Genomic DNA, 16537 nt, shown 5'->3' with positions numbered 1-16537 from the left:
GGAATAGTAAATGGGTAAACCTACTGGATTTATGGATTATAAACGAGAAAAAGGAAAGGAAGAAGCCCCTCTCAGACGTATTAAAAATTGGGGAGAGTATGCCTCGAAGTTAACAGATGAAGCACTTCAAACACAAGGTGCAAGATGTATGGATTGTGGGACTCCTTTTTGCCATATGGGGATTGAAATACAAGGTGCGACTGCCGGTTGTCCTATTAATAACTTAATCCCTGAGTGGAATGACTTAGTGTATAAAGGAAAGTGGCAGGAAGCACTAGAAAGATTATCGATGACAAATAATTTTCCGGAATTTACTGGTCGTGTTTGTCCAGCTCCTTGCGAAGGATCTTGTACACTTGCCATTTCAGATCCAGCAGTATCGATTAAAAATATTGAGCGAACTATTATCGATAAAGGATTTGAAAATGGCTGGATAGTACCTAGAATTCCAGTAGAGCGCACAGGGAAAAAAATCGCTATAGTCGGCTCTGGACCTGCTGGACTTGCAAGCGCAGATGAGTTAAATCAAGCGGGTCATTCTGTAACTGTATTTGAACGTGCGGACCGTGTTGGTGGACTACTCATGTACGGCATTCCAAATATGAAACTAGAAAAAGATGTAGTCGAACGTCGAATTCAGTTACTCCAACAAGAAGGAATCGATTTTGTGTTAAATACGGAAATTGGTAAAGATATTTCAGCAGATCAATTAAAAGATGAATTCGATGCGATTATTTTATGTATCGGCGCACAGAAACAACGTGAACTTCGCATGGAAGGTAGCGATTCAAATGGAGTTCATCTTGCAATGGATTACTTAACTTTTACTACCAAAAGTTTGCTGGATTCTAATTTTGCTGACGGGCAATTTATCAATACAAAAGGGAAAGATGTCATCATAATTGGTGGAGGAGATACGGGGGCAGACTGTGTGGCAACTGCAATTCGTCAAAACTGTAAATCAGTTGTCCAGTTCGGAAAACATCCACAGCTACCAGATACAAGAGCGGAAGACAATTTGTGGCCAACCGATTCGAATATTTACAAATTGGAATATGCTTATGAGGAAGCGGAAGCTAAATATGGCAAAGATCCTCGTGAATACTTAATCCAAACAACGAGAATAGTCGCAGATGAGAAAGGAAATTTAAAAGAGCTCCATACAATTCATATGGAAAAAATACTAGGGGAAGATGGGGTTCATTTCTTTAAAACAATACCTGGTACAGAAAAAATTTGGCCTGTACAATTTGTGTTTGTTGCAATTGGATTTGAAGGAGCAGAGCTTTCATTACCAAATCAATTGGGCGTGAACATTGTAAACAAAAAAATTGCCGCAACAACAAAAGATTATGCAACAAATGTAGATGGTGTATTTACTGCAGGAGATGCGAGAAAAGGTCAAAGTCTTATCGTTTGGGCCATTAAAGAAGGGCAAGATGTAGCGAAAAAAGTCAATGAGTATGTAAGTAAGCAGCCAGTCATTTGCTAATACGGCAACGTTGGAGGAAGCTGAACGGATGGGTTTAATACTTCATCTGCAGACAGCCGATCACTTGCTCGTTATCTTATGTTGAGCCTGCAAGGAATACATGTCATAGCACGAGCGCAGACGAGTAATAAACAATTATTACTCAACTTTTGCAGGGCGAACTCGGCAAATAAGCCTTGATATAACTGGGTAAACCGGCCATCCATTGCTGTAATTGTTTTTCGATTAACTTTTTGAGTGTAGATTTGGTTTGTTTCAGGACATCTTGAAAAAGCTCGATCAATTGCTGTAAAACGACAGCCCAATTCAGTTCGTTTACCTCATCGCATAATTCATAAAAAAGCCCACCCAGTGTTCGTTCATCTGTATTACAGCGGTTTTGCCACGCGAGTACGATATAGCGTGAAAATACAATTGTCGTGTGGCTAATCAATCCATCATATGAACGACCTTGAGACTCTTTTTGGAGTTTCAAAAGGGATTTCGTCGTCTTAAAGTACACCTCAATAGCCCAGCGCATGCCGTAAATTCGAACAATTTCTTATTCGGAAAGCGTACAGTCGGTGCTTAGAATGGCGAGCCATTCGCTTTTCTTATTTCGATTTTGAACGAAAATATTTTTTACTGATGTTCCGTTCGACATCACACAATGAATGGAACGGAGGATGCTCTTTTATCTTGAACGGGCTGCGCTAAACGGTAAAGTTTCATTAATTCAACCAACTGACCAGCTGCTAAATAGCGCTGTTTCGTCGCTTTTACAATGCCAATCACATCAATCCCTTGTTCAACAATTCCTTTGATAAGGGGTGGCATCGTAAAACAAGAATCAATCAGGACATAACTAGAGTCAATTCCACTGGAAAGTGCGCGGTGAATCATCGCTGGAATCTGTTCAGGAGCCGTTTGTAACGTATTTACACGGCGTTTATAAGATGTTCGTTTATCGATATCCGTTGAAATGCCATTGATTGGGGCTTTCTTCAAACTAAGTAAAGAAAAATTCATCGGCATAAACGTACACCCATCTGACCACCCCAATGTGAGCATCCGAAATCCTTTGTAAAAGTGCATTTTTTGTGAAGCATGATCAAAACAGTGCGTAAGAAGTTCCACCTCTTTACTACGATTTCGATCAAAAGACAAATCGTCAATGATCAATACCTTTGTTCGTGTTTGATCCGTCAAGTGTCTCACTTTCTGAATGGTAGAGGCACTAAAAGAGTGAAAAACGACGCCACTTGAACGTGGATTGATTTAAGAATCGATACACGGCATCCTTGGACGGATAACGATCGGCTTTCTTTGACTCTAAAAGAGAGAACCAGTTTCTATGTTGGAAAATTAAGCAAAAGACAAGTTGAAATAAGTACGAACAGCTGAAACCGACTAACTTTTTAATGCTCGCATTGCATAAGTGTTTAAAAATCTTTAGTTCAGGAAAAACAGAGCGAAGTACTTTTGGGAGTTGATTAGTAGCACGGGTATGTATCATGTTAGTAGGCACTTCTTCTATGTGGTAGTGATTTCTCAGTAATCTCACTATACCAAAGAATGAGGTGTCTTTTTTCAGTTATGAAATTGTCAAAGGACCTATTGGACGGGCTACAAAGCTAGGGCAGTCAACTGATTACGCTGTTTTATTCGGTGCGAAAGTTGAGTTATTAGCTGAAAATGACAAAGAAATTATTGAATTGGATAAAAAAATCACTAGTGTTGCATTAATTAAAATTGAAAACTCCAAGTTTTACAAACTTTAAAAAATTAACCTAAAAGAAAAATTCCTTTGTAATGTTCTGTACAGGTAGTTTCTGTCCAAATTCAATAAAAAGGACCTATGCATGGAGAAGAATACACTAAAAACTTCATTTGGTTAATGGGTTGGACCCATTAATTTTGATAGACTTTGAAAATCTGTCGATTTACACAGACAGGATTATTATACGAAAAAATTAGCGATGCAATCTTTCATGCTATTGATGCTTTACTCCCATTTGAGTGGGAAAGAAAGTTTTTATGCCATGGAGGCTGCTCTTACAGACGAGAACTTGCAAACCACACTTGGTTTCTCTTCAATCAGTGTTTCCCAATTGTCTAGGAAAAATAATGACGTGGATCAAGCCATTCTCTCGAGTCTGTTCTAGAATCTTGTCGGTCAATTGAATGCACGTTATCAACCGCAAAAACAAGAACGGCTTTGAAAGTTATCGATTCCACAACGATTCCATTGAACTTGAATCACTTTAAGTGGGCGGAGTTCCGAAAAACTAAGTCTGGTTATAAACTACATCTACGCCTCGTATTCAACGAAGATGGTTCACACTATCCCGATAGGGAGGTCATGACAAATGCCAAGGAACATGACTGTGGGCAACTTGAAGTTCTTGTCGATGATAAGAAAGCCATGTCAATATTATTTAGAATGGAATGGGGAAGAGTGGAGTAATCAGTCATGCTTTGGTTACGTGATTAAAGGCTTAGAAGACGTGTAGCAACTTATGAGTTGCTTTAGGCGCACATTGATGATACTTCACCCAAATAGGCACAAGACATCTATTGTCATTCAAGATATTGAGAAACTGATTGGACACGCTACCTATAAGGGGTTAGCGTGTTTTTCGTATTTCGTATTGAATGATTAGTATGTAAGCGCCAAATAGGTTATTACTTATAAATAATCAAACTTTTTTCAATAGCTACTAAGAAATTATTTATTATATGTCTTGTTTTACACAGATTTTTAATTATTCGAATAAAAAAGCCTTTGTCTCAAATTAATGAGACAAAGCTCACTTCTACGCTAGCATACGAATATGGTCAATATCTTTTATAGTATTCATCAACACCACCTAAACTTCATTCAATTTACACAAGTCACATATATTATCAAATAGTCATGATAGAGGAACTAATAAAACTATTCAGAAGAAAAAGGAGTCCGACCTTAATGGAAGAAGTTAACGTAAAAGCTGCTAAGCAAAACCAAAAACAAACAAACGGCTCACTGTACAGAATAGTATGGAGATGGCATCTTTATGCTGGCATAATTTTTGCCCCGTTTCTTTTTATCCTAGCTGTTACTGGTTCGATCTATTTATTCAAGCCACAGATTGAACAAATAATTTATCAAGACTACTATGAAGTGACTCCACAAGTCGAGAAAATATCTGCATCTGCGCAAATTGAAGAAGTGAAAAATTTATACCCTGATGCTATCATCAAAAAATATCGTCCTGGAGAAAATACCATGCGTTCGAGTGAAATAAGTATTACAGCCACCAATGATTCCCTAACAATCTTTATAGATCCTTATACCGGTGAATTTATTGGAGAGTTAATTAATAAGGACAAAATAATGAGTAAAATTGAAGAATTACATGGCGAGCTAATGGTAGGCACACTAGGTGATCGAATTGTGGAGTTAGCTGCTTGTTGGGCAGTAGTGCTAATTGTCAGTGGGCTTTATCTATGGTTTCCCAAAAAGAATCAAAGGCTGTCTGGAGTCCTTTATCCGAGAATTAATAAAGGGAAAAAGATACTCAGAAGAGACTTGCATGCCGTTCCTGCCTTTTGGGTAACAGCAGGAATGTTGTTTTTAATAATGACAGGTTTGCCCTGGTCTGGGTTTTGGGGTAGTAATTTCCAATCGATAGCGACTAATACGGGTGCAGGGTATCCACCATCTATTTGGTCGGGAGATGCTCCAACATCCATAATTAAAACAAAAGACATAGCAGAAGTTCCCTGGGCTGCAGAAAACTTAGATGTACCTCTTTCAAAAATTCAAGGTTACATCCCTTTGCCAATTGATGATGTCGTTGCGATTGCTAATCGTCAAGGTCTACATCCAAGTTATACCATATTCATTCCACAAGATACAGAAGGCGTCTATACTTTGTCTGCTTATCCACCGAAAGCACAAGATGAAGTGACCATGCATATTGATCAATATTCTGGTGCAGTTCTAGCTAATTATAGTTATCAAAATTATGGTTTAGTCGGAAAATTTGTCGCTTGGGGAATTACCTTACATAAAGGAACACAATATGGTTTTATTAACCAATTAATTAGCCTTCTCATTTGTTTAGGAATTATTCTTGTTACAGTTAGCGGTTTTTATTTATGGTGGAAACGAAAGCCGAAAAAAGGATCGGGTGCACCAAAAGCTCCTAGTATAAAGAAAATGAAGTTTTTCCTAGTCCTGTTAATCGGGTTAGGGATTTTGTTTCCCTTAGTTGGCTTATCACTTATTGTTGTATGGCTAATTGATTGTTTAATTATTCAAAGAATAGCTGTGGTTAAGAATTTTTTTAATGCATAATCCGAAATGTAAAGGGTGGCTTTTGCTGTGAAAAAAAATATAAGTATGTCTATGATCTTTATTTTAAGCCTATTGCTAAGTGCATGTTCACTTAAACAGGATGTCACTAATTTATACAAACAAGAAACACCTCTTGAATCAGAAATAATTATACCAGAATCCATTTCAGCTAATAAACAAGAGACGATTAAGGTTATTCTTACCCAAGATGGTAAGAAGGTTGAGGGAGCAGATTATGTTCATTTTGAGATATGGAAACAAGATGGTTCTGTGAAATTTGATATGGAACAAGCTAAGGAGGAGGGAAACGGTACGTATAGTTTGAGCAAAAACTTTGATAGTGAAGGTCTATATTATATTAAAGTGCATGCAAGTAACGATGGTTCTATAATCATGCCACAAAAACAATTTGTTGTAGGAGAGCTTTCTGAAAGTGAGATGAAGTTCTTGCAAAAAGGAAAACCAAAACAACAAGAGAGTCATAAAAATCATCATTAAACTCGAAAAAATTTCTTGATTCAGTGTAGAAACCTTAGCTCTTTTAATTGCAAAGTGGCTGAGGTTTCTATTTGAATGTGTTAATAGTATATAACAAACTGAAGTTTGATTAGAAATGTCAATGTGGAGTTGGATTGAAGTATGGGCATACCGGTGATTGTAGTGTTTAAAAATTATACTTCGTCTGTAATCCTCAATTCACAACCGGAAATTTTAGTGTGTGACTATTGATTTCTATGATGTATAACAAAAGTCTAGATGAAGGGGGACAGATGCAGCTTGTTTGTATTGCGTATTCTATTGTAACGGAGCCTAAATTTATTGTGTTCGATGAGACTATGTTGCTTTGGTGTTTCGAAGGGAAATTCGTCAGTTGTTGCTAATATTTGCGATAGAATTCTTTTTTAAATTTAAGGAAAGGTTGTCGACGAATTATAGAGTTCCAACTTTCAAATTGTTCAAAATGATTATTCGAAGAAGCGGCAAGGTTCATAAATTCCTTTTAATGTTCAATAAATATGCAACTAAAGCAGGTCAATTTCTTAACGATGAGTTTCTTGATAAACCAAGAAAGCGCGTGATTTTAGTGATGTGTTGACTTGGATTGTATTTTGAAACTATGCAATAGGATCGTCAGATATACCTTCTTTTAGTGTTTTTTTTAGAAATTCGCATTACGAAAAAATCAGTTGCTAATTTAAAAACTCTCTTGTATGATAAACAAACAAGTAAATCGTAAACATTACTGTTTGTAATTAGTGAAGTAGAAATAATGCCGACTAAAGTAGTTACAGAGCATAATAACTTTAACTGTCTTGGTCGTTGATGAGAGAAGGATAGATATAAACCTAATTTGAGAGGAGAGATTTTTATTAACTCAAGTAAGAAGATTCCAGTATATGTACTAAGCGGTTTTCTTGGGAGTGGTAAAACCACCGTGTTATTAAATATGCTAGAACATTGTAAGAAAAAGAGGCTACAGCCGGGAATTATTTTAAATGAAATAGGCCAAACAAACGTAGAAGGTCATCTATTTGAAAATCAAAAGGTGTTTGAACTGTTAGACGGTTGTATTTGTTGTACGATCCAAGAAGATTTAAAAGAAACAATGAACGTGTTGATAACGGAAATGGAACACAGTCCACTCGACGTTTTATTTATAGAAGGAACCGGAGTAGCCAATCCGATGGAAATACAAGAAGTTCTTCTGAGTCATCCATATACTGATCAATTTGACTTAATGTCTATTATTACAGTTTTGGATGCTAGTAATTATTTGGAGTATCAAAGCATATTCTCAAGCTCAACAGAAGTCCGGAATTTAATACATGAACAAATGATTTGTGGAAGTCTACTGGTGTTAAATAAGACGGATCTAGTTCCTTTAAATCAACTTGAAAGTATTAAACAAAAAATCACAAAGAAATCGAAACAAGAAAAAACTATTATGGAAAGTGTTTACGGTAAAATTGATGCTGAATTGCTTTTCGAAAAGCGTATCCACTCTGTTACGATTGGAAAATCGTCTTTGGATGTTGAACACCATCATCATCATCACTCGACATTGCAAGCGCTTAAGTTAGAGGATTGCCCTGTAGTTCGAAAGAAAGGATTCGAAAAATGGCTCAAACACCTTCCAGCCAATGTACTACGAGGAAAAGGGTTCGTTGAAATCGAAAGCTCACACCAACTTTACAGTTTCCAATATGCTTCAAGGAAGGTAGCATTTACTCCAGTCCCCGCCGCTTTAAATAGAAAACCAGTTATTATTTTAATTGGCTTGGGGCTTGACACAGAGCAGATAAACGATCATTGGAAACAACTCGTAAAGCAATGAAAATCGTGTTTTTTTGCGTAGCACTTTACAGAAATTAAGGATATTAGAGAGATAGGAGTACGATTCATGACAAGCAAACGAAGTTTAGGGGTGAGCTTACTTCTCATAGGAGTGCTCCTCTATTTCTTTTTATCAATAGGATTCACAGAAATACAAGCGGCAATTCCAAAAAGCATGTTGCATGTAAATACCATTTTTCTGAGCATCGTATTAGAAGCATTACCCTTTGTGTTTCTTGGGGTGTTTACATCAGCTCTAATCCAAACGTTTGTGTCTGAAGAGGCCGTACAACGGTTTATTCCTAAAAATCCTATTATAGCAATCGTGCCAGCTGTACTAGTAAGTGCAATTTTTCCCGTTTGTGAATGTGCAATTATTCCAGTGGTACGAAGATTGATGAAAAAGGGGATGCCGTTGCATATAGGTGTTATTTTTATTGTTGGGACACCTATATTAAATCCGATCGTCTTTGCATCTACCTATTACGCCTTCCAATCTACTCCAGCAATTGCGTATGCCCGGATGGGATTGGCGTTTGTATTAGCCATTGTAATTGGTAGTCTCATATATGCTTTCTATCGCAATCGTAATCAATTAAAGTGGACAACAGAGGAACTGCTGGATAGACCTATACAGCCGAGTGGCAGGGAAGTCCCTAAAATAAAAGCTGTATTTTATCATGCAAGTGATGAGTTTTTCGATATGGGGAAATTTTTGATCATCGGCGCAATGATCGCCAGCTTATTTCAGACGTTCTTTGATAGGAATCTATTGGTAAGTATTACTGCCAATGACATGACTTCACCTCTTGTTATGATGGGATTTGCGTTCATCTTATCACTTTGCTCAGAAGCGGATGCATTTGTAGCATCCTCGTTTGCACACACATTCTCCGCAGGCTCACTTCTTGCTTTTTTAGTCTATGGGCCGATGCTAGATTTGAAAGGTACGATTATGCTGTTTGCTTATTTCCGTTCTAAGTTTGTTATAGGCTTAATGGCTATTATTACTGTGTCTGTATATGTGATGATTTTGATATACCAATACTTATTTATGTGAGGTGCGTTATGCAGGAAGAACGGGATTACAGTTCTCATGCTTTGTTTAGAGGAATTATATTATTGGGTTTTTTTCTACTCTTATTTAGATTGCTAGTATCAGGGGATATTACCTATTATATTGCTCCTAAAATGATTCCCTTTTCTTATTTTGCACTTGTGATTTTATTGGTATTGGGGCTTATGCAACTATGGAGAAGTGGATCGAAGAATCTGGAGGAATTATACTGTAATTGTGGCTTTAGCCATACTCAAACTGGCACACCCCTACAAACATTTTTTATATACACTTTGTTTGTCTTACCTGTTCTGACTGGATTGTGGTTTCCAATGACCGTTTTAGATAGTTCAATTGTCGCCAAAAGAGGGGTTATATATGGAACAGGTTTGAATACCACACTGCCAGCTGTTAGAAATGATGAAACGGATACCTCCTATGACTTGCCAGGAACAGATCCTGTCATTGTAGAAGAATCCATTGATGGAACGAAGATTGATGAAGACATGAACTATGAAAATGATGAATACCCTAATCGTATGGAAAGTCTGAGAGATGAACTATTAGAAAACGATAAAATCATTGTAAGTGAAGCAAGATATCTGGATATTACCGATAATATTTATGCTTATCTCGATTGGTTTCTTGGTAAGGAAATAGAAATTGTTGGGTTTGTATACAAGCAACCTGACTTGGAAGAAGATCAGTTTGTTGTTGCACGATTCGGAATTACTTGTTGTGTTGCAGATGCTTCTGTCTTTGGCATTTTATCGACTTCTGGTGAAATGTTTGAAGTAGAGGAAGATGAATGGGTTAGGGCAACGGGCTATTTATCGAAAATAACCCTAGAAGATTGGGATTATCCTTACCTGCAGATAACTGACATAGAGAAGGTAGAAGAGCCCGAAAATCCATATATAAATTAAACATAGCCCTTGTCAACCGGACAGGGGCTATGTTTTTTAGGTGTAATAATGTGCGGAAACTTGTTTATAGCTATCGTGAAATAAATGGACCTAATACAACGAAAGGAATAATACTCAATAATTGCCACGGCCATTGCCTGAACTAATGTGGTAACGGTCATCTCTACTTTTTAGGATGTAGACTTAACCAACGTGTGTTCAAACTTCTATACTAACTCCAATAATCTTGTAAAACAGTATTAAAAGAATTCATTAATCATAATTAAGGGTACCTTATCTCCCGCAAAGTAAAAAGAGATCATTCATGACCTGAAAGTACAGGTGTGCTTAGTTTAAAGAAATTACTTTTCACAATATGAAATAAAAACAGTTGCTAATTCAAAAATGCTCTTGTATGATAAATAAATACTTAAAACGTAATCATTACGATTTAAGGGAACAAAGGAGGAGTTTTTGTGGTGAATAAAAAGTTTTTATCTATTTTTTCAATTATTACTCTACTATTGCTCGCAGCATGCGGCAACAAAGAGCAAACGAAAGGGAAGGTAGAAGCGGAAGGTAACGAAGACCTCATATCCGTTTATACTACTGTCTATCCGCTTCAATATTTCACAGAACGGATTGGCGGCGACGCGGTCGATGTACAATCTATTTATCCGCCGGGGGCAGATGAGCATACGTTTGACCCAACACAAAAGGATATGATGGCACTCGCTGATTCAGATTTATTCTTTTATATCGGACTTGGTCTTGAAGGATTTGTGGAGAATGCCGAAAAGACAATGAAAGGCGAGCATGTCAAAATGATAGCGGTCGCTAACAATATTCCAGAAGAGTCGCTAGGTGAAGGACATGATCATGATCACGGAGAGGAGGGGCATGAGTCTGATGGGCACGATGAAGAAGAGCATGAGTCACACGAACAGGACCATGAAGAAAACGATTCACATGATCATGACGACCATGAGCACAGCGAATTCGACCCTCATGTTTGGATTTCTCCTGTATTAAGTATAGAACTCGCAACGGTAATTAAAGACTCACTCATCGAAGCATCTCCTGAAAAAAAGGATATGTTTAATGAAAATTTTGAAGGGTTAAAAGAGGATTTACTCGCCCTCGATCTGAAATTTAAAGACATGGCTTCCAATGCTACTACAAAAACATTTTTCGTTTCACACGCAGCTTTTGGTTATATCGCCGATTCGTATGGACTTGAACAAGTAGCAGTTGCCGGATTAAATTCGCAAAGTGAACCTTCACAAAAGGAATTGGCTGCTCTTGTTAAATACGCGAAAGCACATGAAGTGAAATATGTTTTATTCGAACAAAACGTCTCCTCTAAACTAACTGATGTCATTCGAAAGGAAATTGGAGCGAATTCACTGATGTTGCATAATCTTGGTGTTCTAACAAGTGAGGATGTGGAAAACAAAGCAGACTATTTGTCTTTGATGGAATACAACATTGCAACACTTGCGGAAGCATTGGGTAATAAGTAAAGCGTAAGGGGTGGGAGAATGAAAAAAAGGATACCCGTAACGTTGTTAAGCGGTCACTTAGGTTCGGGGAAGACGACCTAATTGAATCATATTTTACACAACCGACATGGGCTGAAAGTCGCCGTCATCGTTAATGATTGGCATTCGGATGAATCAACAGGAAATTACGGAAGGCTTAGATAAATGCTTGCTTACGGAAGAAGAATTAGTGCAAGATTGGACAATTTTTGTGGATCCATTGCCTAATTTTCAGATCGAAATTTGACTTATAGGAGGAACTAGTATGAGGGTAAATATCACATTAGCTTGTACAGAATCAGGAGACCGCAATTACACAACTACAAAAAACAAACGCACTAATCCCGAACGGATTGAATTAAAGAAATACAGCCCGCGCTTGAGAAAAGTCACGATTCATAGAGAAACAAAGTAAAAAAATTTGCAAAGTTTTAAATCGTAATGATTACTAATTGGGGAGTGGAAATAGAATGGCGAAGAAGTCTAAGGTAGCGAAAGACAAGAGGCAACGGAAGTTGGTTGCTCACTATGCGGTACTTCGTAAAGAATTGAAAGAGAAAGGTGACTATGAATCGTTAAATAAGCTACCTAAGGATTCTTCCCCAACACGATTGAAAAATCGATGCGAACTGACGGGGAGACCAAGAGGATATATGCGGAAATTTAACATGTCACGGATTGCTTTTCGGGAACTTGCGCATAAAGGGCAACTACCAGGTGTTAAAAAAGCCAGTTGGTAAAAGATATTCAACCATTCGGTTACTATAGAATGGTTGAATTATTCCAATGTGAATTATGTAATGTGTGGGGAATAAATGAACGATTAATAGTCATTATTAGGAAGCGAGATTAAAAAGCTTTCGGAATTAGCAGGTACTTTATTGCAAAGTGACATTTTAAATCCATTAGCTGAACCCGGCATTATTGGTGCGACAGCTTTGAGTACGCTTTTTGCCGTCCTCTAGATTACCTACTCGGCTTTTTAAATTCTTATGTGTTACAGCCTTACTATTGTGGTAGCTATTGGGGCGACGCTTTCTGTTGAGTTGATTTATTGGATCTCGAAGTTCCCTCGTATCAGGATGCAGAAATTGGCTTTGATTGGTGAGTTTTTTCAGTTAATATACAATCTTTATTTTACTCATACTATTGTAACAAAAACAAGCTATGGGGACCATTTTTCTATGGATGATTAAATCGCTGAACGGACGTACATGGTTGCAATTTTATATGGTAGTATCTTTTGCTGGTATAGTGAACGGCTTGCGTCTAGGTGACGAGAAAGTATTCTTCATAGGATTCTGATTAGAATAATGAATACTGTTTTTTATAGTTTTATATTTTGATGAAAAATACTAGGAGGATATGCATGAAGATGAGAATATGGTTATCTATGTTTTTAACAGTAGCTGCTGTGTTTAGTGGCTGTTCAAAAGAGGAAGAAACTAAACCAGAAAATCAAATATCGAGTGGCTCCCTTGAGGAGTTAGTTGTGTCGATAAAGGGAGAACCAGCAAAGGGGTTTGATCCAGCATTTGATTGGCCTGGCTTGGGAGAGGCATTGTTCCAAAGTAAGCTAGTGGTCTTTGATAAAGAGTCAAATATAATTAATGATCTTGCAACAGAAAGAATTGTAAGTAAGGACGGAAAAGAGCTAACAGTTAAGTTAAGAGAAGATGTACTTTATTCTGACGGAGAAAACTTTACGGCAAGCGATGTGGCTTTCACCTTTGAAAAAGTGAGAGAGAATACCTCATATATTGATCTTTCTAATGTTAAAGAAGTAATCGCTGAAGACGATTATACAGTGAAATTTCTACTGAATCATCCGGATTCAACTTTTGAATATACATTGAGTCGAATTGCAATTATCCCAGAGCATGCTTACGGTGCGGATTATGCTCAAAATCCAATAGGTTCCGGTCCCTACAAGTTTGTGGAGTGGCAAAAAGGGCAGAAACTTATAATTGAGGCAAATCCATTGTATTACGGAAAAAAACCAAATGTTAAAAAAGTAACCTTTCTATACCTTGATCTAGACGCAAGTTTTGCAGGTGCAAAACGTGGAGAAATAGACATTGCTCGAGTTAGTATGGATTATATTGGGAAAGAGATACCAGGATATACTCAGAGAAACCTTGAAACAATGGATATTGTTTCTTTGAGTTTACCGTCAGTGAAAAGTGGCACATATGAATTGGAAGGAACACCTATTGGTAATGACGTAACGTCTGACAAGGCAATACGAAAAGCACTGTCTTATGGAATAGATCGCAAAGGGATAAGTGAAAATGTTTTGAATGGTGGAGGGCGCCCGGTCTATTCTCACAATCCGGGGATGCCTTGGGATGCGGTAGAAAATGAGATTAAGGATGGAGATGTGAAAAAAGCAAAGAAGATCCTCCAAGAAGGGGGTTGGATTGATACGAACAATGATGGAATTGTTGAAAAGAATGGTCTGAAAGCAGAATTTACACTAGTTTATGTACCAGGGGAAGTAGAGCGGGAGGCTGTTGTATTAGGTATTCAAGAAAGCGCTGAGAAAATTGGTATAAAAGTGAATTTGGATGCTAAAGTTTGGGATGAAATTAGTCAACAAAAGTTAATTTACAAAGATGCTTATCTATTTGGAAAAGGGGCGGACAGTCCGTTTGAAATATATACTAATTTTAGTTCTGAACGGATTGCAAAGGGGACAACCAACTCACCAAGCTATAAGAATGAGTTTGTGGACGAGTACTTGAAAAAGGCTATTGAGACAACGGATCAGGATGAAGCAGTTGAATTCTGGAAGAAAGCACAGTGGGACGGAAAGCACGGAGCAAATACGTTGGGAGATAGTCCGTTTGTACCTATAGTTGCTTTTCATCATACATTTTACATCAAAGACGGTGTAGAAATTGGTGACTTCAGACCTGCCCCTCATAGAGGAGCTTACTGGATTACGGTGGAGAATATAAAAGATTGGATTAAAAATTGATGAATATTAGTATCAATCCTAGATCTATGATAACATCGCCCCAGTTAAAGAATATCTCACTTCTTATTATGAAAAAGATTCTACGTTTATTTTTTCTGTTGTTTGTCGTTACAGTAATTTGCTTTATCTTAATGAAATTTGCTCCTATTGATCCAATAGAAGCATATATAGGTGGTGAACAAGCATCTTTACCGCCTGAGCAAATCGAACATCTACGTGAGTATTGGGGACATAACGACGGCTTTACTATACGTTATGTGAAATGGATGAGAGGAATGCTGAGTGGTGATATGGGAGCTAGTATGATATACAATCAACCTGTGAAGGACGTTATTTTAGAGAAATTCTCGGCCTCACTTTTACTCATGGGAAGTGCTTGGGCCATATCAGGGGTTTTAGGATTCACTCTAGGGATTATAGGTGCCCTAAACAAAGGTAAACTTATCGATAGAATTGTCAAACTATATTGTTTGACCTTGGCATCCGCACCAATATTTTGGATTGGAATTCTTCTTTTGACTGTATTCTCAGTTCAATTAGGCTGGCTTCCAATTGGACTAAGTGCGCCGATTCATTCAACAATTTCAGATGCAAGCTGGGGAGACAAGATATATCATTTAATACTTCCAACGCTTACGTTAAGTTTGACAGGGGTAGCCAGTATTGCACTTCATACACGGCAGAAATTCATTGATGTGTTGGACAGCGATTATGTCCTCTTCGCCAAAGCAAGAGGAGAAAGTAAGTTATTGATTTTGAGAAGGCATGGATTAAAAAATATAATGCTACCAGCTATTACGTTACAGTTTGCTTCAATTGCTGAGTTGTTCGGAGGATCGACATTAGCAGAAGGGATATTTTCTTATCCGGGACTCGGGAATGCTGTCGTAGAGGCTGGGATTAAAGCTGATTTACCATTACTGGTAGGTATCACTATATTCGCGGCTGCTTTTGTCTTTACCGGGAATTTAATCGCGAATTTATTATATGCCTTGATCGATCCTCGAATCAGGGAGGGACAAGAAAATGTATATTAATAGCGATATACACACTCGACAGACAAAAAAAGGTTTTTTCAATTTTATACAAATGAATATGCGCCAAAAAACTTTATTTTACATTTGTTTCAGCACACTGCTACTGCTATCCGTTCTGATTACTGGGAACCTTGTAACAGAAGGGGATTTGCGAGTTAATTTTGTTGATAAGAACTTTCAGCCATCGATTGATCATATTTACGGCACAGATTGGTTCGGTCGAGATATGTTTCTACGCACCCTAAAAGGACTCTCGCTCAGCATTATTATTGGAGCATTATCTACGTTAGGTAGTGGAATTATTGCGCTCCTATTGGGAACAGCAGCCGCTATCGGTGGAAAAAGGATTGATTCTTGTATCAATTGGCTAATTGATGTCATTATGGGCGTGCCTATGCTTATTTTTTTGATTTTAATTTCTTTTATTTTTGGTAAAGGACCACAAGGAATAATTATAGGTATGATTCTGACGCATTGGACATATCTTGCAAGGGTGATTCGCGCGGAAGTATTACAGCTTAAATCTAACCAATATGTAATTGCTTCCAGAAGTCTTGGGAAAAGCAATGGATATATCGTGTTACATCATATACTTCCCCATGTTTATCCACAATTTTTGGTGGGATTAATCTTGATGTTCCCTCATACCATTTTGCACGAGGCATCTTTGACCTTTCTTGGATTTGGCTTATCTCCTCACGAGCCTGGTATTGGGGTAATCTTATCAGAATCGCTTAATTACTTGAGCACGGGTCAATGGTGGATTGCTCTTATGCCTGGTTTATCATTGCTCATCATTGTTAGATTGTTTGATATATTAGGAGAAAATGTACAAGCTTTGTATAATCCATACAAAGCCCATGAATAGGA

14 protein-coding genes and 2 pseudogenes are annotated in these 16537 nt (G+C 37.6%); 15 read left to right on the top strand and 1 reads right to left on the bottom strand.

Annotated elements, in window-relative coordinates; all coding sequences use genetic code 11:
• Positions 1–10: 10 nt before the first annotated feature.
• Positions 11–1492 (top strand): glutamate synthase small subunit, encoded by a 1482-nt coding sequence (gene gltD / locus MKZ26_RS06060; protein ID WP_340765108.1) that lies wholly within the window; start codon positions 11–13, stop codon positions 1490–1492.
• Between the two features lie 142 nt (positions 1493–1634).
• Here gltD and MKZ26_RS06055 read toward each other — a convergent pair.
• Positions 1635–2987: pseudogene (locus MKZ26_RS06055) on the bottom strand (IS4 family transposase).
• A 64-nt stretch (positions 2988–3051) separates the two neighbouring features.
• Between MKZ26_RS06055 and MKZ26_RS06050 the strand changes: the two are divergent.
• The 14 genes and pseudogenes from MKZ26_RS06050 to MKZ26_RS05990 all read left to right on the top strand — a co-directional run bounded on the left by MKZ26_RS06050 (position 3052) and on the right by MKZ26_RS05990 (position 16535).
• The gene (locus MKZ26_RS06050; protein ID WP_340765106.1) at positions 3052–3252 is read left to right on the top strand and encodes a hypothetical protein; all 201 of its coding nucleotides are present in this window, start codon (positions 3052–3054) and stop codon (positions 3250–3252) included.
• A 198-nt stretch (positions 3253–3450) separates the two neighbouring features.
• Complete coding sequence (locus MKZ26_RS22325; RefSeq protein ID WP_445683401.1) at positions 3451–3636, top strand: hypothetical protein; 186 nt, start codon at positions 3451–3453, stop codon at positions 3634–3636.
• Between the two features lie 803 nt (positions 3637–4439).
• A complete protein-coding gene (locus MKZ26_RS06045; RefSeq protein WP_340765104.1) occupies positions 4440–5813 on the top strand; it encodes a PepSY-associated TM helix domain-containing protein in 1374 nt (457 codons plus the stop codon).
• 27 nt (positions 5814–5840) lie between these two features.
• Positions 5841–6311, top strand: coding sequence for a FixH family protein (locus MKZ26_RS06040; RefSeq protein ID WP_340765103.1), 471 nt, complete (start codon positions 5841–5843; stop codon positions 6309–6311).
• 853 nt (positions 6312–7164) lie between these two features.
• Positions 7165–8148, top strand: a complete 984-nt coding sequence (locus tag MKZ26_RS06035) for a CobW family GTP-binding protein (RefSeq protein ID WP_340765101.1) — start codon at positions 7165–7167, stop codon at positions 8146–8148.
• A gap of 66 nt (positions 8149–8214) precedes the next feature.
• The gene (locus MKZ26_RS06030) at positions 8215–9207 is read left to right on the top strand and encodes a permease (RefSeq protein WP_340765099.1); all 993 of its coding nucleotides are present in this window, start codon (positions 8215–8217) and stop codon (positions 9205–9207) included.
• 8 nt (positions 9208–9215) lie between these two features.
• Positions 9216–10130: a TIGR03943 family putative permease subunit gene (locus tag MKZ26_RS06025; protein ID WP_338652846.1), complete on the top strand. Its 915-nt coding sequence runs from the start codon at positions 9216–9218 to the stop codon at positions 10128–10130.
• 458 nt (positions 10131–10588) lie between these two features.
• A complete protein-coding gene (locus tag MKZ26_RS06020; protein ID WP_445683455.1) occupies positions 10589–11632 on the top strand; it encodes a metal ABC transporter solute-binding protein, Zn/Mn family in 1044 nt (347 codons plus the stop codon).
• Between the two features lie 18 nt (positions 11633–11650).
• A pseudogene (locus MKZ26_RS06015) lies at positions 11651–11770 on the top strand (GTP-binding protein); the annotation flags it as partial.
• A 145-nt stretch (positions 11771–11915) separates the two neighbouring features.
• On the top strand, positions 11916–12065 hold the full coding sequence (rpmG, locus tag MKZ26_RS06010) for a 50S ribosomal protein L33 (protein ID WP_187047410.1): 150 nt from the start codon (positions 11916–11918) through the stop codon (positions 12063–12065).
• A 55-nt stretch (positions 12066–12120) separates the two neighbouring features.
• Entirely contained in the window at positions 12121–12390 is a 270-nt protein-coding gene (gene rpsN, locus MKZ26_RS06005) for a 30S ribosomal protein S14 (RefSeq protein ID WP_338652844.1), read from the top strand.
• A gap of 629 nt (positions 12391–13019) precedes the next feature.
• Entirely contained in the window at positions 13020–14630 is a 1611-nt protein-coding gene (locus tag MKZ26_RS06000) for an ABC transporter substrate-binding protein (RefSeq protein ID WP_340765094.1), read from the top strand.
• Positions 14630–15667, top strand: coding sequence for an ABC transporter permease (locus MKZ26_RS05995; protein ID WP_340765092.1), 1038 nt, complete (start codon positions 14630–14632; stop codon positions 15665–15667). Before MKZ26_RS06000 ends, MKZ26_RS05995 begins: the two co-directional genes overlap by 1 nt.
• Entirely contained in the window at positions 15657–16535 is an 879-nt protein-coding gene (locus MKZ26_RS05990; protein WP_340765090.1) for an ABC transporter permease, read from the top strand. Before MKZ26_RS05995 ends, MKZ26_RS05990 begins: the two co-directional genes overlap by 11 nt.
• Positions 16536–16537 lie beyond the last annotated feature (2 nt).

The organism is Sporosarcina sp. FSL K6-6792, assembly GCF_038004885.1.
Taxonomy (GTDB): Bacteria; Bacillota; Bacilli; order Bacillales_A; family Planococcaceae; genus Sporosarcina; species Sporosarcina psychrophila.
This window is presented reverse-complemented; position numbering and strand designations above follow the sequence as displayed.